The 18237-nt window shown below is 67.5% G+C and carries 20 protein-coding genes; 10 read left to right on the top strand and 10 right to left on the bottom strand.

All coding sequences use genetic code 11. From position 1 onward, the window contains the following. Positions 1–5: 5 nt before the first annotated feature. From VHC04_RS12625 to petA, 3 genes are read right to left on the bottom strand one after another with little or no spacing between them, the layout of a single operon-like run. On the bottom strand, positions 6–854 hold the full coding sequence (locus VHC04_RS12625; RefSeq protein WP_325681668.1) for a cytochrome c1: 849 nt from the start codon (positions 852–854) through the stop codon (positions 6–8). After that, on the bottom strand, positions 851–2125 hold the full coding sequence (locus VHC04_RS12620) for a cytochrome b (protein ID WP_325681665.1): 1275 nt from the start codon (positions 2123–2125) through the stop codon (positions 851–853). Before VHC04_RS12620 ends, VHC04_RS12625 begins: the two co-directional genes overlap by 4 nt. Positions 2126–2162: 37 nt before the next feature. Further along, the gene (petA, locus tag VHC04_RS12615) at positions 2163–2747 is read right to left on the bottom strand and encodes a ubiquinol-cytochrome c reductase iron-sulfur subunit (RefSeq protein WP_325681663.1); all 585 of its coding nucleotides are present in this window, start codon (positions 2745–2747) and stop codon (positions 2163–2165) included. Between the two features lie 201 nt (positions 2748–2948). Between petA and hemF the strand changes: the two genes are divergently transcribed. After that, entirely contained in the window at positions 2949–3848 is a 900-nt protein-coding gene (gene hemF / locus VHC04_RS12610; protein WP_325681661.1) for an oxygen-dependent coproporphyrinogen oxidase, read from the top strand. Between the two features lie 90 nt (positions 3849–3938). Here the strand turns inward: hemF and VHC04_RS12605 are convergent, their stop codons facing one another. The 4 genes from VHC04_RS12605 to VHC04_RS12590 all read right to left on the bottom strand — a co-directional run bounded on the left by VHC04_RS12605 (position 3939) and on the right by VHC04_RS12590 (position 7040). Next, positions 3939–4919, bottom strand: coding sequence for a hypothetical protein (locus VHC04_RS12605; RefSeq protein ID WP_325681659.1), 981 nt, complete (start codon positions 4917–4919; stop codon positions 3939–3941). 5 nt (positions 4920–4924) lie between these two features. Continuing rightward, positions 4925–5146: a hypothetical protein gene (locus tag VHC04_RS12600; RefSeq protein ID WP_325681657.1), complete on the bottom strand. Its 222-nt coding sequence runs from the start codon at positions 5144–5146 to the stop codon at positions 4925–4927. Positions 5147–5391: 245 nt separating this feature from the next. Beyond that, the gene (locus VHC04_RS12595) at positions 5392–5715 is read right to left on the bottom strand and encodes an NIPSNAP family protein (protein WP_325681655.1); all 324 of its coding nucleotides are present in this window, start codon (positions 5713–5715) and stop codon (positions 5392–5394) included. Positions 5716–5909: 194 nt separating this feature from the next. Then, positions 5910–7040 carry a glycosyltransferase family 61 protein gene (locus VHC04_RS12590; protein ID WP_325681653.1) on the bottom strand — a complete coding sequence of 377 codons (1131 nt, stop codon included), beginning with the start codon at positions 7038–7040 and terminating at the stop codon, positions 5910–5912. Positions 7041–7194: 154 nt separating this feature from the next. Between VHC04_RS12590 and VHC04_RS12585 the strand changes: the two genes are divergently transcribed. Next, positions 7195–7914: a class I SAM-dependent methyltransferase gene (locus tag VHC04_RS12585; RefSeq protein WP_325681651.1), complete on the top strand. Its 720-nt coding sequence runs from the start codon at positions 7195–7197 to the stop codon at positions 7912–7914. 127 nt (positions 7915–8041) lie between these two features. Here the strand turns inward: VHC04_RS12585 and VHC04_RS12580 are convergent, their stop codons facing one another. From VHC04_RS12580 to VHC04_RS12570, 3 genes are read right to left on the bottom strand one after another with little or no spacing between them, the layout of a single operon-like run. Next, on the bottom strand, positions 8042–8617 hold the full coding sequence (locus VHC04_RS12580; protein ID WP_325681649.1) for a UPF0149 family protein: 576 nt from the start codon (positions 8615–8617) through the stop codon (positions 8042–8044). A 58-nt stretch (positions 8618–8675) separates the two neighbouring features. Beyond that, positions 8676–9356 carry a flagellar hook assembly protein FlgD gene (locus VHC04_RS12575; RefSeq protein WP_325681647.1) on the bottom strand — a complete coding sequence of 227 codons (681 nt, stop codon included), beginning with the start codon at positions 9354–9356 and terminating at the stop codon, positions 8676–8678. A gap of 21 nt (positions 9357–9377) precedes the next feature. After that, on the bottom strand, positions 9378–9914 hold the full coding sequence (locus tag VHC04_RS12570) for a flagellar hook-length control protein FliK (protein WP_325681645.1): 537 nt from the start codon (positions 9912–9914) through the stop codon (positions 9378–9380). Positions 9915–9936: 22 nt separating this feature from the next. Here VHC04_RS12570 and VHC04_RS12565 point away from each other — a divergent pair, with 22 nt between their 5' ends. The 8 genes from VHC04_RS12565 (at position 9937) to VHC04_RS12530 (ending at position 18227) form a co-directional block, all read left to right on the top strand. Beyond that, entirely contained in the window at positions 9937–10800 is an 864-nt protein-coding gene (locus VHC04_RS12565) for a hypothetical protein (RefSeq protein WP_325681643.1), read from the top strand. 726 nt (positions 10801–11526) lie between these two features. Beyond that, positions 11527–12873, top strand: a complete 1347-nt coding sequence (flgE, locus tag VHC04_RS12560; protein WP_325681641.1) for a flagellar hook protein FlgE — start codon at positions 11527–11529, stop codon at positions 12871–12873. A gap of 37 nt (positions 12874–12910) precedes the next feature. Then, entirely contained in the window at positions 12911–14437 is a 1527-nt protein-coding gene (gene flgK / locus VHC04_RS12555) for a flagellar hook-associated protein FlgK (protein WP_325681639.1), read from the top strand. After that, entirely contained in the window at positions 14434–15522 is a 1089-nt protein-coding gene (locus VHC04_RS12550) for a flagellin (RefSeq protein ID WP_325681637.1), read from the top strand. The genes flgK and VHC04_RS12550 overlap by 4 nt, the downstream gene beginning before the upstream one ends. Positions 15523–15626: 104 nt before the next feature. Continuing rightward, positions 15627–16478: a flagellin gene (locus tag VHC04_RS12545; protein ID WP_325681635.1), complete on the top strand. Its 852-nt coding sequence runs from the start codon at positions 15627–15629 to the stop codon at positions 16476–16478. Positions 16479–16575: 97 nt separating this feature from the next. Further along, positions 16576–17040: a flagellar biosynthesis repressor FlbT gene (locus VHC04_RS12540; RefSeq protein WP_325681633.1), complete on the top strand. Its 465-nt coding sequence runs from the start codon at positions 16576–16578 to the stop codon at positions 17038–17040. After that, positions 17006–17353: a flagellar biosynthesis regulator FlaF gene (locus VHC04_RS12535; protein ID WP_325681631.1), complete on the top strand. Its 348-nt coding sequence runs from the start codon at positions 17006–17008 to the stop codon at positions 17351–17353. The genes VHC04_RS12540 and VHC04_RS12535 overlap by 35 nt, the downstream gene beginning before the upstream one ends. A gap of 19 nt (positions 17354–17372) precedes the next feature. Further along, entirely contained in the window at positions 17373–18227 is an 855-nt protein-coding gene (locus VHC04_RS12530; protein ID WP_325681627.1) for a DUF1217 domain-containing protein, read from the top strand. Positions 18228–18237: the final 10 nt, after the last annotated feature.

The following is an 18237-nucleotide window of genomic DNA, read 5'->3' as shown; positions in this document are numbered from 1 at the left end:
CCCGGTCAGTGAACGTCGGACCAGACCTTACGCTTCACCGCGTAGGTCACGCCGGTCATGAACAGCAGGAACAGGATGGCCTTCACGCCCATCTGCTTGCGCTCGACTATTTCGGGATTGGCCGCCCAGCTCAGGAAGGTGACGACGTCATGCGCTTCCTGGTTCAGGTTGTTCGGCGTGCCGTCCGTGTAGGTCACCGTGCCATCCTGCAGCGGTTGCGGCATCTTGATCTGATGGCCCGGGAAGACGCGGTTGTAGAACGTGCCGTCGGCCACCGTGACGCCCGCCGGCGGGTTGGTGTAGCCGGTCAGGATGCCGTACACGTAGTTCGGGCCGCCTTCCCGCGCGTTCACGATCAACGACAGGTCGGGCGGGACCGCGCCATTGTTGGCCGCCGCCGCGGCGATGGCGTTCGGGAATGGCGAGCGGAACTGGCTGGACGGCAGGCCCGGCCCCTCCTTCGGCTGCCCTTCGTCATTCAGGCCCAGCGGCACCGTGAAGGTGGCCGCGACCGCCTTGATCTGCTCCGGGTTCAGCCCGATGCCGGACAGCATGCGGAAGTGCATGTACTGCATCGAATGGCAGTTCGAGCAGACCTGCGAATAGACCTGGAAGCCGCGCTGTGCCGCCGCGAGGTCGAAGGCACCCAGCGGCCCCTCGAAGCTCCAGCGCTCATTCGGCAGGGTCACGGACTCTTCCGCCGCCTGCGCGGCCGAGGGGGCGATGGCCAAAGGGGCGATGGCCAAAGGAGCGATGGCCAGGGAAACCACAGCCACGGGAGCGACAGCCAGCGGGGCCGCGGCGTGCAGCAGGGCGACCAGGCCGCCCAGAAGGGAACGCGGGGTCCGCATCATGCTTTCTCCATCGGCTTGGCAGCGGCGCCGGATGGCAGCGGGCCACCGCCACGCCCGCCCAGAACGGACTTGCTGATGCTCTCGGGGAGCGGCAGCGGCTTCTCGATCTTGCCGAGCACCGGAAGCAGGACCAGGAAGTGGAAGAAGTAATAGAGGGCGCCCAGGCGGCTCAGGGTCACCCAGATGCCTTCCGGCTTATGCGCGCCGCACAGGCCCAGCACCACGACCGACAGGATCAGCACCCAGAACATGACCCGGTAGATCGGACGGAACCGGGCGCTGCGGACCGGTGAGGTATCCAGCCACGGCAGCACGAACAGCAGCAGGATGGAGCCGAACATCATGCACACGCCCAGCAGCTTGTTGGGAACCGAGCGCAGGATGGCGTAGAATGGCAGGAAGTACCATTCCGGCACGATATCGGCCGGCGTGACCAGCGGGTTGGCCGGAATGAAGTTGTTCGGGTCGCCCAGGTAGTTCGGGGCGAAGAACACCAGCGCGGCGAATACGATCAGGTAGACGCAGATGCCGACGCTGTCCTTGATCGTGTAGTACGGATGGAAGGGCAGCGTGTCCTGCGGGGTCTTCACGTCGATGCCCAGCGGGTTGTTGGACCCGCAGATATGCAGGGCCGCGACATGCAGGAAGATCACCGCCGTCAGGACGAACGGCAGCAGGTAGTGCAGGGAGAAGAACCGGTTCAGCGTCGGCTGGTCGACCGAGAAGCCGCCCCACAGCAGCGTCACGATCTTCGGCCCGACATAGGGGAAGGCCGAGAACAGGTTGGTGATCACGGTGGCGCCCCAGTAGGACATCTGGCCCCAGGGCAGCACGTAGCCCATGAACGCGGTCGCCATCATCAGCAGGAAGATGACCACGCCGATCATCCACAGCAGCTCCCGCGGCTTCTTGTAAGAGCCGTAGTAGAGCCCGCGGGCGATATGGATATAGGTGACGATGAAGAACATCGACGCGCCGTTCTGGTGCACGTAGCGCAGCAGCCAGCCGTAGTTCACGTCGCGCATGATGCGCTGGACGGAGGCAAACGCCAGCTCGGTGTTCGGCTGATAGTTCATCGCCAGGAAGATGCCGGTGACAATCATGATCACCAGGTTGACCATCGCCAGCGCACCGAAATTCCAGAAGTAGTTGAAATTCCTTGGCGTCGGAAAAACCCCGTACTCCTTCTGCATCATCGTGAAGACGGGCAGACGGGTGTCGATCCAGTTGATCACCGGATTGGCGAACTCGCTCTTATGTAATCCAGCCATGATGTTTCCCTATTGCGGGCCCGACGCGGTGACGGACTCAGCCGACCTTGATTTTCGTGTCCGTCATGAAGGCGTACGGCGGCACCGGCAGGTTGAGCGGCGCTGGCCCGTGGCGGACGCGTCCGGACGTATCGTACTGGCTGCCATGGCAAGGGCAGAACCAGCCACCCCAGTCACCGCGCGGATCGGTGGGCTTGTTGCCCAGCGGGACGCACCCCAGATGCGTGCAGATGCCCACGACGACGATCCATTGCGCATGACCCTCCTTCACCCGCTCCTTGTCCAGGCCCAGGGTCGGATCGATGAGTTGCGACAGCTTGACGTCCTCGGCCTCCTTGATCTCGGTGGGGGTGCGGTGGCGGACGAAGATCGGCTTGCCCTGCCAGACGATGGTGATGCCGCTGCCTTCGGCGATCGGGGTCAGATCGGTCTCGACCGAGGACAGGGCCAGCACGTCGGCCGACGGGTTCATGGAATCGATGAAGGGCCAGGCGATGGCGCCCACGCCGATGGCGGCGCCGGCCGTGGCGATCAGCTTGATCATGTCCCGCTTCGTCACTTCGCCGCCCGGTCCCCCGCCCGGTCCATGACCAGAGACCGCGGCGCCGTGTGTATCAGCCATCATTCCCTCGATCAGTTCAGCCAAGGCGCGGTCAGCACCCTGGGGTTGGACGGCCCACCTTGCCGGCCTGCCAGCACGCCGCCCTTTGCGTCCCGGGCTATCGTGGGACACAGGGGCTGACGCTCTTTACAGACCCGCATTGCCACCTGCAACGTGGGTGCCCTGGGGTTACCCCCACTGTATTGCTGGAACAAGCCCCCGATGGCCGAAATCACACACCAGCCGCCGCATGTCCTGTTGAAATCGGATGTGCGTGACTGGTTTGAGTCACTGCGCGACCGTATCTGCGCCGCATTCGAGGCGATCGAGGATGCGCTGCCCGCCGATTCCCGGCACGCCGAGCTGCCGCCCGGCCGGTTCGAGCGGTCCGCCTGGCAGCGGCCGACCGAGGATGGCGGCGACGGCGGCGGTGGCGTCATGAGCGTGATGCGGGGCCGGGTGTTCGAGAAGGTGGGCGTGAACGTCTCCACGGTCTGGGGCGCATTCAGCCAGGACTTCCGCACCCAGATCCCCGGCGCCGAGGACGACCCGCGTTTCTGGGCCAGCGGCATCAGCCTGGTGGCGCACATGCGCAGTCCCGCGGTGCCCGCCGCGCATTTCAACACGCGCATGCTGGTGACGACACGCGGCTGGTTCGGCGGCGGCGGCGACCTGACACCGATGCGCCTGGACACCGGCCCGTCCCGCGCCGATGCGGCGGACTTCCACGCCCGGTTCAGGCAGGCCTGCGACCGCCACGGTCCCGACTACTACACGCGCTTCAAGGATTGGTGCGACCGCTACTTCTACCTGCCGCACCGGCGGGAACCGCGCGGCGCCGGCGGCATCTTCTTCGATCACCACTTCAGCGGCGACGCCACCGCCGACTTCGCCTTCGTCCGCGATGTGGGGGAGGCGTTCCTGGACGTCTATCCGCGGATCGTGCGCCGGCGGATGGCCGAACCCTGGACGCAGGCGGACCGCGACCACCAGCTGGTCCGCCGCGGCCGGTATGTGGAGTTCAACCTGATCCACGATCGCGGCACATTGTTCGGCCTGAAGACCGGCGGCAATGTGGACGCCATCCTCATGAGCATGCCGCCCGAGGCGCGCTGGCCGTAAACCTTTGACGCGAGACTTGGCGCAGTCCCCCTGGCATGCGGTCCTCGGCGTGAAATCCCGGCTCCGAAATCCCTGCCGCCCGCCGGGCCTTCACGCGCGCGGCGACGGCAGTGCCGTCTGCCCCAGCACCCAGCCCTCCCAGCGTGCCAGCCACGCATCGTCCGGCACGTGGTCCGGCCGCCGGCCCAGCACCACGTTCAGCACGCACAGGGCGCCCAGCGTGCTGTCGAACCGGTCCTCGCCGGCCGCATCGGCACCAAAGCCGTTTTCGGCAAGCGCGCGCATGGCGTCGTCCGGCTCGGCTCCCAAGGCACGCGCGGCCCGCAGCAGCGGCGCGGCGATGGCCGCCCGGTCCGCCTGGCGGCGCTTGCTGCCGGACAGCCGCAGGCGCAGATGCCGCAGCGCCTCGGCCGGGTAGGTCTCGGCCAGGACGACGGTGCCCGGCCGCAACAACGCTCTGAACGGCCCGTCGAACGGCCACAAGGCCAGCCTGGGCGCGGCATCAGCGGGCGCGGCATCGGCGGGGGCGGCATCCAGGTTGGGCAGGATCAGGTCCCGCCACGCGGCGATCGCCGCCTTCCCCGACTGGTTGGCCCCCAGCGTCCAGAACAGCGGCGCGCCGGCCGGCCGCTCCGCCGTCGCCCGGTCGCACAGGCGGCTGAGCGCCGCCGCGTCGGGCAGACCCAGGGCGAGCGCATGCGACAGCCGCGTCATGCCGGCGAGGCCGCGGGCCGGATAGAACGGACGGTCGGGCCGCACATCCTCCAGGACCGCGCAGACATCGAAGAAGCGTGGCATGCTGCCCAGGCTGCCCAGGCTGCGCAGAAACGCGCGGAAATCCGGCTCCGGCCGGGTTGCCGCGTAGGCGCGGGGCAGCCCGATCGGCAGGTCGGCGCCCAGCGCCACCGCCCCGCCCGCGGCCTCGGCCATCAGGCGTGCGGGCAGGCTGCGGACATCCCCCACCAGGCGCGGCGCGGTCAGCGTCCAGCCCGGACCGGCGCGGCGCAGCACCGTGATCCAGCGCTTGCGGGCATCCATGCTCCAGTCGGCATGTGCCACCAGAGCAGGCATGGCGGTCAGGAACCGAGGGGCTTGTGGGCCTTCTCGATCAGGCGGGCGAAGAAGCCAGGGGGCTTGGGCGGCTTGGCGGCCGCCTCGGCCTTGCGGCGCGCCTTCTCCTCGGCCTCGCGGTCCTTCTCCTTGGCGGCGAGCCATTTTTCCAGGCTCATGCCCGCCTTGGCGGCGCGTTTCGCCTCATAGGCCCGTTGGCCTTCGGTCAGGGTCTTTTTCGTCGACACAGGCGTTCTCTGCGATGAAGCCGGGGTTTTCGCAGGGACGGACCCGGCGATCAAGTGACGCGACCATCGGGACGCCCTGCGTGCCGCGCCCCTTCTTTGAAATGTCCCCAGGGGCCGCAGTCGGAGGGGCCGCAGTCGGAGGGGCCGCAGGCGGAGGAGCCCGGCGGGACGTCCGCCGGGGGCACCGCACCGGGCCGGTTCGTTCTCGCGGCTACCGCACCGCCACGGTCACCGAACGCCCATGGCTACTGAACCGTTGAGCGTCCGGTGGGCACGATACGGGTGATGATAGCCGCGGACCGGTCCAGATACTCGGGGACAAGCGGCGCGATCTTCGTCTTCCAGAACGTCGACTCATACACGTCCTTGTACAGCCGCACCCGCTCTTCCTCGGACTCGAAGCGGCGCAGCCAGACATAGATGGAGTCATCCGTCTCACCACGGAAGCTGCCGCAGATCACCATGCCCTTGGAGACCTGGAACGGGATGATCTCCTTCTCCATCATCTCGACCCAGCCCGCCATCTTGCCGGGCAACACCTTGTATTGACGCAGCTCATAGAATGCCATGTCGCTTCCTCCGCCTGGTCTGCCTGGCCGCAGCAAGCCATGTCGCGCGCCGCCGCGCAATGGAGGGGCTCGCCGGCGGCCCATGAACGACCCGTTCACCGGTCGGCTGACGTCTCGGCCGGGCAGCCGGATACCGCCGACCGGCGACCGGCGACCTGCGACCGGCGGCCGGCCTTCGTACCCGGGCGGCGGCATCAGCAATCCTGATGCGCCAGGATCGCCCGCACCCGGTCGAGCACGGCGTCCACATCCACCGCCCATGGCACCTGATGACCGTCCCGCGCCCAGGTCCCCAGGGCGCGATAGGCGTCGATGACGTAGTGCATGCCGGCGGTCTGGGCGAACACGTTGATGCTGGGACCGACGAAGGACCCGCTCCAGTGGTCCGGCATCAGTTCGTAGAGTATCGAGCGGGGACGGCAGAAGACGACATTGCCGAGGCCGGCGCCGTGCGCGCCGACGATCAGCCGGGCCGCCTTGAAATGCCGGATCTGCTGCTCGATCGGCAGCGTGCCGGGCACGATCGTGACGATGCCGAGGTCCTGCAGCCGGCCGGCCAGGTCCGCTTCGTTCACCAGCGGACGCGCGGCGGAATCCGAGCGGCTGACGTAGATACGGGTATGGGGGGCGGGATCGTCGCCGGCAGCGTCGGCCATGCGGCCGAAGACCCCCCTGCCGAGATGCGATGGCGCATGATGGTGGCCCAGCAGCGACGACCAGACCAGGGTCTCAGCCGACACCGTACGCGATGGATCGACACGCAGCACCTCGGGGAGCGTGAGCCCGGCCAGGGAAAGAGCTTGTTCATAGGCCTCGGGCAGCGGCGGCAGCAGCAGGATCCCGTCCATGAAGCCGGGATCGGCGGCGGCGTAACCGGCGATGGCGGGGATGCATTGGGTCACCCAATGCGCGTAGTTGCGATAATGCCGGTTGAAGCCGCAGAAGACGCGCCGTCCGGTCACTGACAGGCTGCCGGCCTGGTGGCGGGTTCGGGCAGCGGCGCAATCGGCCTGCATGCGATGGTCATGCGGCCCGAAGAAGCAGGACCACGGCAGCGGCACGTTGCGGTGGAAGACCAGACCCGTATCCGCATCGAGCACGACGTGCCGTGCGGTCACGTGCTGGACCGGCAACGAAAAATGATGCGCCGCGTAGCGTTGCGCGATCTGCGGCGGAATCCCCGCACCGACGATAATGTCGCCACCCCGCGGCCAGGGCAGTGCGGGTTCCACCTCGATCGTTTCGAAGACGGGGGTCATGTCATGCCTGGCGCCGGTATCCGCAGGGATCGGGATCAGATTGGCCGGCGGCGGCTCTCCGGACAAGCGGAATATTTCCGCTGTCAGATCATAAATGCCGGACCATCCCTCGATTCGTTAGGTATTTATTAAGCATTTCATGACCCCCATACGACGGCGTGCTCCCGCTGACCGGGGCTCCATCAAGCTGCCGCGCGATGCGGCGAGGAAGAGGACCAGAATGGACCACATCGCCGTTCCACGCTGCGCCGACATGCCGCAGGCCGTCCATACCATCCGGACCGTTCCGCTCGACAATCTACGGGACGCCGGCTGGCTGGAATCCTGCCTGCTGCCGTTCCTGGGGCTGAACGATGAGATGCTGCACGAATTCCCCCGCGATCTTTATCCGTGGTGTGGCCATGGCCTGAAATCATGGCAGTATCCGATCCAGTTCAGCCATTACCTGGTGCATCTGTCGACACTGGGGATCGCGACCTATGCCGAGGTCGGCTGCCGCCATGGCGGCACGTTCATCATCACCGTGGAATATCTGAAACGGTTCGGCGATCTGCGGCGGGCAGCGGCGATCGACCTGCAGGACAGCGCCACGCTGCGCGACTACGCGGCCTTGCAGGACTTCGACTACCTGGTGGATTCCAGCCAGTCACCCCCCGTCCTTGCCTATCTGAACGAAACGATGTGGGACCTCGTGCTGATCGACGGCGACCATTCGCTGTCCGGCTGCCTGCATGACTATGCGGCGGTGAAGAACACGGCGCGGCGGATCGCCCTGCACGACATCGGTAACGATGCCTGCGGCGGGGTCGTGCAGGTATGGAAGCTGATCGAGGGCGTGATGCCCGCCAACCGGCTGTTCACCCGGCTGGACCAGTACAGCGATGTGAACGACCGCACCGGGCGCCAGTTTCTCGGCCTGGGGATCGTCGATTTCACCTGACATCCCGAACCGGTCGGGACACGGCGGCAGACCCGGCCTGTGGCGCGACGCGCGGACCGGCCCTGCGATGGCACCGCAACGATCTGAGTCAGAATCATAATTTGTCGCCGGCCCGAGGCAACCGCATTCAGTGCCGGGTCGCGCCGGCATCGGCCGCGCGCGCCGCCCAGAAACGGCGCAGGCCGGCGACACAGACGGGCAGCACCTGTTCGGCCTCCTCCGTCAGCGTGTCCAGCGCGTCATCCGGCAACGACACACCCCGCTCGGACTCGGGCAGCGCCGACTGTGCCAGCGTGGCGATCGGGATCAGCAGCGGCGACGCTTCCTCATCCGCCAGCGCGGCTTGCCAGGCGTCCGCGCGCAGGCTGACGGCCTGCATGAAGCCGGCCGCCCAGTCCTCGGCGACGGTGTTGCCGGCCGGATCCTGCCAGAGGATCGCCGCATAGGTCAGCGGCGAGGTGTCCAGCGCCTTCTCGATCGCGGCGTAGAGCCCGGTGATGGTGTCGACGACCTCCGCCTCTTCCGCCGCGTCGGCGAAATCCGGCGTGTCCGTGTCCCACACGATCGGCAACCATTCCTCGGGCGGCACCCGTTCGGGACCCGCGGCGAGGCCGGCCAGGAAACCGTCCAGCTCCGACAGGTCCATGCACCCGGGCGGCGCCTTGTCCGATGTCAGGAAGTCAGCGAGTTCGTCCAGTGTCACAGCGTTCGACCGCCATCAGGGCAACCAGTCCCGCATATAGGAACCGGACCGGCGCTTGTCAGCCATCCACCGACTGCACGCTGCTGAATGGCACCGACAACCCGCCCATCTGCAGGGTCACGGTACCGTCATTATTCTGCACCGAGGTGACGGTACCGGTGACCGTGTAGCTGACCGCCGAGGTCGAGCCATCGCTGCCCACCGAGCTGACCGCGACCTTGTAGGCGCCATCGGGCTGCGTGACGCCATTCGCCGCCTTGCCGTCCCAGGTCCAGGTATTGGCGCCGGCGTTGCTGGTGAAGCTGCTGCTTTGGATCTGCGTTCCCGCGGAATTGTACACCGACACGACGACCGGGGTAGCCGATGGGGTGGTGAAGTTCACCTGCGCCGACCCGTTCTGCAATACGAGCTGGCTACTGCTGACGGTCGCCTTCTTGCCAATCATATCGGACGATTGCTCGATCTGGCTCGCCTGGGTCAGGGTGATCAGCTGCGTCAGGTTGGTATTGGTCGCGATCTGCTGCTCGACGCTGGAGAACTGCACCAGTTCGCTGGTGAACTGGCTGGCATCCATCGGTTGCGTTGGGTCCTGGTGCTGCAGCTGGGTCATCAGCATGGTCAGGAAATCATTGAAATTGCTGGTCAGGCTGGTCAGCGCCGTGGTGCCCGTCTGGGTGATGGCGCTGGACGCCGAGCTGGCCGCCGAGGTCGCGCTGCCGGTTGTGGTGGTGGTGCTCATGATCGCGATCCTTTTTGATCGTCACGCGGTGATATCCAGGCCGACGCGACGCCACGCGGTGGCGTCCGCGTCGCCGGCAGCGAGGCGGCCGAGCGGGAGGTGGCGGCGCGCCTGGTTGGGTGATCCGGAGCCGTTGCCCTGGCCGCCATGCCGGGAACCCCCGCCCTGGAGATCCTGCGACGCCGCGTTGCCCCGGCCATCGGCGTCGGCGGTGTCGCCGTGCGGTGCGGCCGTCCGCGCGTGGGATGCGTCGCCGCCCTGACTTCCCGCGCCCTGGCTTCCCGCGCCCTGGTTGGTCCCGGCATCGGCCGTGACGGCGGCGGCGTGGAAGGACAGCGTGCGCCCATCGGCCGGAATCCCGGCCTGGTCCAGCGCTCGATGCAGATCGGCGTGGTCGCGTTGCAGCAGGGTCAGGGTCCCCGGCTTCTCGGCGGTGACCGTCACCTGGGTCGCGCCGTCCTGGCCGCGCTCGATCCGGACCTGCACCATGCCCAGCTCCGCCGGATGCAGACGCACGGTGACGCGATCGGCGCCGGACGCGGTCTGGGAGACCGACATCAGGACGGAGGCGACCTGCCGGGTGGGCGGGTCGTCATGCCCGGCGCCGGACAGGCTGAATGACGGTGTTGCCGCGGACGAACCGCCCGGCGAGGCCGGTGCTGCCGACATCGCGGCCGCGGACGCCGGTGCGAGGGAGGCGAGGGTCAGGGACACCGGGGCCTGGGATGCCGGGGTCTGGGATGCCGAGGTCTGGGATGCCGAGGTTTGGGACGTCCTTGTATCGGAGGCGGTATCCGCGTTTCCGGCCTGGGCTGGCCGGGATCCGGTGGCCGGCCGGGCTGGCGAGACGATGGCCGGCGAGACGATGGCCGGCGAGACGATGGCCGGGCTGGCGGACGACGCGGAACCGGATGCAGGATCGGATGCGGGGGAGTCGGCCGGCGGAGGGTCCGCAGCCCGGGCCGGGACCGGTGCCGACGACGGCGGCGCGGCCGTGGTGGCCGATGCCGTGGTGGCCGATGCCGCGGTGGTCGATGCCGGCGGACCGTCGGCGCCCGACGGAGGCGTTGGCGGCGCCGGCGCGGCCGTCCCGGCCTGGCTGTCTGCGCCCCGGGCCATGGCATCGGCCTGGCCATCCGCCGCCCAGCCCCGGCCGGCGGCGGGACGTGCCGCATCGGCCGCCGCCTCGCCATCCGCAACCGCCCCGGCGGACACCGAACCGGCCGGCTGGGGCGGCGGCGTCGGCGACGGAACCGGCGACGGAACCGGCGACGGAACCGACGACGGGATCAGCGCCGGCGTGGACGCACCATCGGCCCGGAGGACGCCCGCGCCACCCGATTTGCGGTCGCCGCCCGGTCTGGCGCCGGATTTCGACAGGCCGATGGCGGTCCTCGGCGGACCGGCCGGTGCCGCCGGTTGGACGGGCGCATCGGCCTCCTGACCCGATGGCGTGACCGGTGCCGGTGAGGAAGGCGCGGCGTCGGTCCGCATGGCGGCCGTCAGCAAGGCCGACCTGGTGGAGGCTGGTGCGGCGGCGGTCCGTTCGTCGGGCTCCCCTGCCCCGGCCGCATCATCCGCCGCGCCGGCACCGGGCGTGGCGGCGGACGCCGGCCTCACGGCATTCTGCACCGCGCCACGCCGCACCGCCGTGTCCAGATGCGCCCGGAAGTCGTTGCAGGCCGTCATCGTTGTGCCGGCGGCACCGGATACCGCGACACCGGATACCGCGACACCGGATACCGCGACACCAGATACCGCGACACTGGGCGCAGCCGCCAATGCCGTGGTGGGCGGCGGCAACGTGGCAGTCGGAGCCTCGGCTTGCAGGCTGGTTGCGATCGGAACCATGGTTCGCATCCACACAGCAAATGCCGGGCCACGCCCAACCCCGCGGAAGACCGCCCTTCTCGACGGACACGCGGCAGAATCTGCCCGGCCGAACCTGCCGGTGGGCGGCCATCAGCCCATCCGGCCAAGCCGCCCGGCCGCAGCACATGGCCCCGGACGGCGGACGCCGGAGTCCCGCCCGGACGGCAAGAATGCCCGGCTTTTCCAGCGCCGCGCCGCGCCGGCGCGACCGCCCGCCCCGACCCGCCCCGCCCGCCTCCGCGCATGGCACGCATTTCGCAGTCCCAAACCCGGAGACCCTCGTTCGGAGTACGGCAGAATGTCACTCTTCGGTGCCATCAACACTGCGATCAGCGGCCTGAGTGCCCAGTCGGCCGCGTTCGGCAACATCAGCGACGACGTCGCAAACAGCCAGAGCACCGGCTACAAGCGCGTCGACACGACATTCGCCGACTACCTCACGCAAAGCTCCGCCACGCGCAACGATTCCGGCGCCGTCGTCGCTCGGCCCGACTACATCAACTCGATCCAGGGATCGGTCAGCCAGACCGACAACACCCTGGCGCTGGCGATCGCCGGCCAGGGCTTCTTCGCGGTGTCCCAGGCAACCGGGCAGACCACCAGCACGGCCAGCACGCCCACCTTCGATCCGCAGCAATACTATACCAGGGATGGCAATTTCTCGCTGAACAAGCAGGGCTACCTGGTCAACGATGTCGGCCAGTACCTGAACGGCTGGACGGTGAATGGCACCACCGGCGTGGTCGACCAGAACCAGCTGTCGCCGATCCAGGTGACCCAGCTCAGCTACAACCCCGTCGCCACCACCTCCGTGACGCTGTCGGCCAACCTCCCCGCGACGCCCGCCAGCGGCACGGCCACCGCCACCTCTCCGCTGTCATCGCAGATCACCGTCTACGACGCGCTGGGCACCGCGCACATGGTGACGCTGAACTGGACGCAGACCGCAACGAATGACTGGAGCGTCCAGCTCAGCTATGCGGACCCGTCCAGCGGCTCGACGGTCGATGCCGGCACGGCGGACGTGTCGTTCGGCAGCGCCAGCGGCAACAGCGTGTCCGAGGGAACGATCGGCAACATCGCCGCCTCGACAACCGACCCAGGAACCGTCACCACCACCGGCTACGCCGCCGGCCAGCCGGCAACGCTGAATTTCTCGGCCAATTTCGGCTCCGGTGCGCAGACCATCGCGCTCAATCTCGGGACCTATGGCAGCTCTCAGGGTGTCACCCAGTATGCGGGTACCACCTACAAGCTGGAGGGTCTGACCCAGGACGGCGTGCCGCCGGGCAGCTTCTCCAGCGTCACGATGCAGGATAACGGCAATGTCATCGTGAATTACGACAACGGGCAGACGCGCACCATCGCGCAGATCCCGATCGTCACCTTCAACGCCCCCGACCAGTTGCAGCGGCAGAACGGCCAGGCCTTCACCGCCACCTTGGCCAGCGGCACGCCCCTGGCCAACGCGGCCGGAGAGAACGGCGCGGGTACGCTGGTGACCAGCTCCGTCGAGGGATCGAACGTCGACATCGCCACCGAGTTCTCCGACCTGATCGTGGCGCAGCAGGCGTACTCGGCGAACGCCAAGGTGGTCACCACCGGCAACCAGATGATGCAGACCACCATCAACATGCTGGGCTGACCGGACCCGCGGGCGCGGACAGGGCGGGACCCGGCGGATGAACCTCACCAGCGCGTTGTCGATCGCCACCGGCGGCATCGCCAACATCAACACGCAACTGGCGCTGATCTCGCAGAACGTCGCCAACGCCGGTACCGCCGGCTACGCGACCGAGGTGTCGACGCAGAGTAGCATCGTCGGCGACGGCGTCGGCTTCGGCGTGCGCACCGGCGTGGCGCAGCGGCAGATCGACCAGGCGCTGACCGACTCGCTGACGGTGCAGAACGCCACCGTCAGCAATCTGGCGACGACGCAGACCGCCCTGCAGGCGATCGATTCCGTGCTGGGCACGGTCGGCGATGGCAATGACCTGGGCAGCCTTGTCGGCGCCTTGCAGGATTCGTTTTCCACCTTGCTGACCGACCCCGGCAGCCAGGCGGCGCAAAGCGCGGTCGTCTCCGCCGCCGGCACGCTCGCCGGCGACATCAATACGCTCAGCGCCTCCCTGACCCAGCAACGGACGACGGCGCAGCAGACCCTGCAATCCGAGGTCGACACGCTGAACCAGACACTCGGCACGATCGGCCAGCTCAGCGACAAGATCATGGCCGCGACCGCCGTCGGTCACGCGACCGCGGATCTGGAGAATCAGCGCGACGCCGCGGTGCAGACCCTGTCCAGCCTGGTCGGCGTGAAGACGATCCAGCAGGCGAACGGCGATCTGCTGGTCTACACCAGCAGCGGCACGCAACTGCCGATCCACGGCACCAGCGCGCCATTCTCCATCGCCGGCGGTTCGACGCAGCCGGCATCCTATTACCCCGGCGGCGGCTTGTCGGGCATCCTGCTGAACGGACAGGATGTGACCGCCGGCATGACCGGCGGAGAAATCGGCGCCAACCTTGCCCTGCGGGACCAGACGATCCCGACGGCGCAGGCGGAGCTGGACGAGTTCTCGGTGAACCTGACCAGCCGGTTCGCCGCGCAGGGGCTGACCCTGTTCACCGATGGATCCGGGTCCGTGCCGACCCTGGGCGGGCCGCCGGTGCAGGCCGGCTATGTGGGCTATGCCGCCAGCATCCAGGTTAACCCCGCGGTGCAGGCACAGCCCTCCCTGGTGCGCGACGGCACCGATACGATCGCCGGCAGCGCCACCGGCGCCAGCGCCTTCACGCCCAATCCCGCCACCGGCCCGTCCGGTTTCAGCACGCTGATCTCCCGCGTGCTGAGCTATGCGCTGGGCAGCGACGCGCAGGCCGGCGTCCCGCAGCCGGGTTTCAACACCACCGGGCTGGGTCCAGGCGGCACGCTGACGGCACAGTTCAGTGGCGCGGCCACGCTCGCCAGCTATGCCTCGGGCATCACCTCCACACTCTCGGCGCAAAGCAACACCGTCACCAGCCAGCTATCGACGGAACAGTCGGTGCAGACGGCGTTGCAGAACCAGGTCGCCTCGGTCAGCGGCGTGAACGTCGATACCGAGATGTCGAAGATGATCACGCTCCAGAACGCCTACAGCGCCAATGCCCGCGTCATCACGGTGGCGCAATCGATGTTCAATACCATCCTGCAGGCCACGGAATGAGCGTCAGCGTCGGCAGCGTCCTGGGCGGCGGCTCCAGCCTGGTGCAGCAACTGGTCGCGGATGGCGGCAAGATCCGCTCGCAGGTGGACACGCTGACGGACCAGGCCAGCTCCGGGCTGATCGCGCGCAGCTACGCCGGGCTGGGCGAGGGCGCGGCGACGGCGCTGAGCCTGAACCCGCAGGTCGCCAGCCTGCAGACCTGGCAGACCAATATCGACCAGGCGACCGGCATGATGACGGTGACGCAGACCGCGATGACGCAGATCCAGTCGATCGCCGCCACCTTCCTGGCGGACACGGCGAAGCTCAGCCAGACCTACCCGACCGAGATCGACAGCGTGGCGGCGGATGCCCGCTCCGCGCTGCAGCAGCTCGCCGGGCTGCTGGATACCAAGTACGGGGATGTCTACGTCTTCGCCGGGCAGGACAGCGCTAACCCGCCGGTGCCGAACCCGGACGGCATCCTGTCCTCGGGTTTCTATACGCAGATCAATACCGCCGTCACCTCCCTGTCGGCCAATGGCGCGGCGGCGACGGCGGCCAGCACCCTGGCGGTCGCGTCGTCCAATGCCAGCGGCACCTCGCCGTTCTCGGCCTATCTGTCGCAGGCCGCGGCATCGCTCAGCGCACCGGTGGTCCAGGTCGGCGCGCAGCAGACCGTCGCCTATGGCATGCTGGCCAGCGCCAACAGCGCCGCGGTGTCCACCGGCAGCTCCACCACCGGATCCTATATCCGGGACCTGATGCGCGGGCTGGCCACGCTGGGCTCGCTCAGCAGTTCCCAGGTGAACGACGCCGGCTTCGCGGACCTGGTGGAGGACACGCGCAGCAGCCTGAGCGGTGCCGTCACCGCGATGGCAACGGATGCCGGCGTGATGGGCGACCGCCAGACCAGCCTGACGACGATCCAGACGCAGCTTGCGGATACGCAGACGGCGCTGACCGGCCAGATCTCCAATGTACAGGACGTGGACATGGCCAAGGTGCTGTCCGAGCTGACGCAGACGAACACGCGGCTGCAGGCATCGTATCAGTTGTTATCGACCGAAAGCAGCCTGACACTGGTAAAATTTCTGTCGTCATGAAAAATCCCGCCGCGGTTTACTGTCTGTTAACCAGACAGGGCGCAGGTTCGGAATGAGCCGCAAAAAGGCGGCATTGGCAATCCAGACCCAAAGGGTACGGCGTTATGTCCCTGAACTCCGTCAACACCAACATGGGCGCGATGATCGCGCTGCAGTCGCTGAACGTCACGCAGAGCCAGCTCTCCGCGACCCAGAAGCAGATCTCCACCGGCTATCGCGTCGCGGATGCCACCGACGATGGCGCGGCCTATGCCATTGCGCAGAGCGTGCGGTCCACGGTGGGATCGCTGACCAGCGCCAACCAGCAGCTGGGGGGCGTGCAGGGCCTGCTGTCGACGACGCAATCCGGCCTGAACGACGTCTCCAACACCATGGCCAGCATGCGCGACGTGCTGCTGAAGCTGGCCGATCAGAACGTCAGCGGGAATGAGCGGACGCAATACGCCGCGCAATACACATCCTATCTCGCGCAGGTGAAGACCTTCATCCAGGACGCGAACTACAACGGCAAGAGCCTGGTCGGCAACATCAGCGGCAGCAACGGCGTCTTCGCCCGCATCGCGGTCGTCCGCAACGAATCCGGATCGACCTACGGCATCTCCACCTTCAGCGGATCGGCGCTGTACACCTCGATCGCCTTCACCGCCAGCCAGCTGAACTCCGCGACCTCGGTGCAGGCGTTCCTCACCGCCACGGGAACCTTCCTGAACACGCAGAACTCGCTGGGCTCCGCGCTGAACACGGTGGGCGCCGAGATCAACTATGTGAACAACCAGATCACCTACAACAGTGACAAGATCGACGCGCTGAACAGCGGCCTGGGCGCGCTGGTGGATGCCGATCTGGCAAAGGAGTCGGCACAGCTGACCGCCCTGCAGATCAGGCAGCAGCTGGGCACCCAGGCGTTGTCGCTGGCCAATTCGGCGCCGCAGACCCTGCTGAGCCTGTTCAAGTAATCGGCGTTCCGGACGAACCGGCCGGATGACGGGGCAGGCAGCCGCCGGTCGGGCCGGTTCGACAGGATAACAGGGTATTGCTGCGCGGAAGGCCACCATGTCCAATCTCGTTCTGGAATTGCGCCAAGGCGAGGTCATGATCGTCAATGGCGCGCCGATCCGCTTCCGCACACGCTCTCGCATCGAGCTGACGGCGAAGGCGCGGTTTCTCTTCGGCAAGCAGATCATGGCCCCGGATCAGGCCGTCAGCCCCGCTCGGCGGATCTATTTCGCGATCCAGTCCGCCTATATCGGCTCCGAGGCGGAGCGGGAGGCCGGCCTCGACGCCGCCCGCCACTTCATCACCGAATTTCAGCAGGCCACGACGGTGGAGCTGGTGCGCATGCTGCTGGATCAGGCGCTGGTCGCCGCCGAAGAGGATGATTGCTACGCGGCCCTGAAACTGGTCCGCCGCGTGATCCAGTACGAGGACGCCGTCCTCGGCAAGACCACTCCAGCCCCCATCTCGTCAGGGAAACCCGACCACCATGTCGATGTCCAGACAGGCTGTGCAAGCCTATGAGGCCGCGTCGCGCCACCGCTCCCAGCGCGATCAGGAGGCGGATGTCTTCCGTCGAGCGACCGCCGCCCTGAAAGCCGCCCGCGATGGCGGCACCATCGCGCGGATTCGCGCCCTGGCCGATAACCGACGGCTGTGGATGACGGTGCACGACCTGATGCATGACCCGTCGAACAGCCTGCCGCTGCCGATGCGCGCCCAGATCGTTTCCGTCGGCCTGACCGTGCAGCGGGAGATGGACCAGGAATCGCCGGATTTCGATTTCCTGATCGGCATCAACGAGAATTTCGCCGCCGGCCTGTCCGGCCAGCCCTAGCCCGGAGGCGCCACCGGCCATGAGCTCCGACCAAAGCTACCTGCTCACGCTCTACAGCGGATTGTCCGGCAGCAATAGCACGACGGACTCGTTGCTGGAGGCGATCTATGGCGGCACCACGACGGGACAGAGCGCGCAGGACGCGCTGCAGGCCTTGTCGAACGCCGAGAAGAACCAGACCCAGGACGTCGCCGCCACCGCCCAGGAGCCGGAGGTGCAGCGCGCCGTCGCCGCCTTCACCAGCGCGGTCGAAAGCGCCACCAGCGTCGATCAGCTGCTGTCCAACAAGACCGCGATGGATGTGCTGCTGACCGCCAACGGGCTGAGCGATGAAACCGGCTATACCGCCCTGGCCAAGGCGGCGCTGACGTCGAACGTCAGTGATTCCAGCTCGCTGGTCAACCAGTTGACCGATACGCGCTGGAAGACGATGGCGGAAACCTACAATTTCGCGACCAAGGGCCTGTCGACGATCCAGTCCCCCACCGCCATCGCCGCGGTCGCCCAGGCCTACGCCCAGACGGTGTGGGAACAGCAGGAGGATCAGACGACGCCCGGCCTGGCCAACGCGCTGGCATTCAAGTCCCTCGCATCGTCGGTCACCTCGGTGGACCAGATCCTGAGCAACACCACGCTGCGGACCGTGGTGACCACCGCGTTGGGCATCCCCGAGGAAATCGCCTATCAGCCGCTGGAAGCACAGGAAAAGGCGATCACCAGCCGCCTGGACATCAGCAAGCTGCAGGACCCGACATTCGTCGAAGGTTTCGCCCAGCGCTACCTGATCGCCAACGCCGATAGCAGCAGCACTTCATCCTCGTCCAGCACCGACCTCATGTCACTCGCCGTGCAGGCGGGGGGCGTGCTGGCCTGACCGTTCCGTA

Origin of the sequence: Rhodopila sp., assembly GCF_035548095.1 — a bacterium.
Taxonomy (GTDB): domain Bacteria; phylum Pseudomonadota; class Alphaproteobacteria; order Acetobacterales; family Acetobacteraceae; genus Rhodopila.
The sequence above is the reverse complement of the archived record's forward strand: the minus strand, read 5'-3'. Positions and strand labels throughout refer to the sequence as shown.

Coding starts and splice junctions, on each gene's coding strand:
- VHC04_RS12540 (WP_325681633.1), top strand. CDS start 16,576: ATGTCCAATCTCGTTCTGGAATTGCGCCAAGGCGAGGTCATGATCGTC.
- VHC04_RS12575 (WP_325681647.1), bottom strand. CDS start 9,356: ATGAGCACCACCACCACAACCGGCAGCGCGACCTCGGCGGCCAGCTCG.
- petA (WP_325681663.1), bottom strand. CDS start 2,747: ATGGCTGATACACACGGCGCCGCGGTCTCTGGTCATGGACCGGGCGGG.
- VHC04_RS12595 (WP_325681655.1), bottom strand. CDS start 5,715: ATGGCATTCTATGAGCTGCGTCAATACAAGGTGTTGCCCGGCAAGATG.
- flgE (WP_325681641.1), top strand. CDS start 11,527: ATGTCACTCTTCGGTGCCATCAACACTGCGATCAGCGGCCTGAGTGCC.
- flgK (WP_325681639.1), top strand. CDS start 12,911: ATGAACCTCACCAGCGCGTTGTCGATCGCCACCGGCGGCATCGCCAAC.
- hemF (WP_325681661.1), top strand. CDS start 2,949: ATGGCCGAAATCACACACCAGCCGCCGCATGTCCTGTTGAAATCGGAT.
- VHC04_RS12585 (WP_325681651.1), top strand. CDS start 7,195: ATGGACCACATCGCCGTTCCACGCTGCGCCGACATGCCGCAGGCCGTC.
- VHC04_RS12550 (WP_325681637.1), top strand. CDS start 14,434: ATGAGCGTCAGCGTCGGCAGCGTCCTGGGCGGCGGCTCCAGCCTGGTG.
- VHC04_RS12625 (WP_325681668.1), bottom strand. CDS start 854: ATGATGCGGACCCCGCGTTCCCTTCTGGGCGGCCTGGTCGCCCTGCTG.
- VHC04_RS12530 (WP_325681627.1), top strand. CDS start 17,373: ATGAGCTCCGACCAAAGCTACCTGCTCACGCTCTACAGCGGATTGTCC.
- VHC04_RS12605 (WP_325681659.1), bottom strand. CDS start 4,919: ATGCCTGCTCTGGTGGCACATGCCGACTGGAGCATGGATGCCCGCAAG.
- VHC04_RS12545 (WP_325681635.1), top strand. CDS start 15,627: ATGTCCCTGAACTCCGTCAACACCAACATGGGCGCGATGATCGCGCTG.
- VHC04_RS12620 (WP_325681665.1), bottom strand. CDS start 2,125: ATGGCTGGATTACATAAGAGCGAGTTCGCCAATCCGGTGATCAACTGG.
- VHC04_RS12570 (WP_325681645.1), bottom strand. CDS start 9,914: ATGTCGGTCTCCCAGACCGCGTCCGGCGCCGATCGCGTCACCGTGCGT.
- VHC04_RS12535 (WP_325681631.1), top strand. CDS start 17,006: ATGTCGATGTCCAGACAGGCTGTGCAAGCCTATGAGGCCGCGTCGCGC.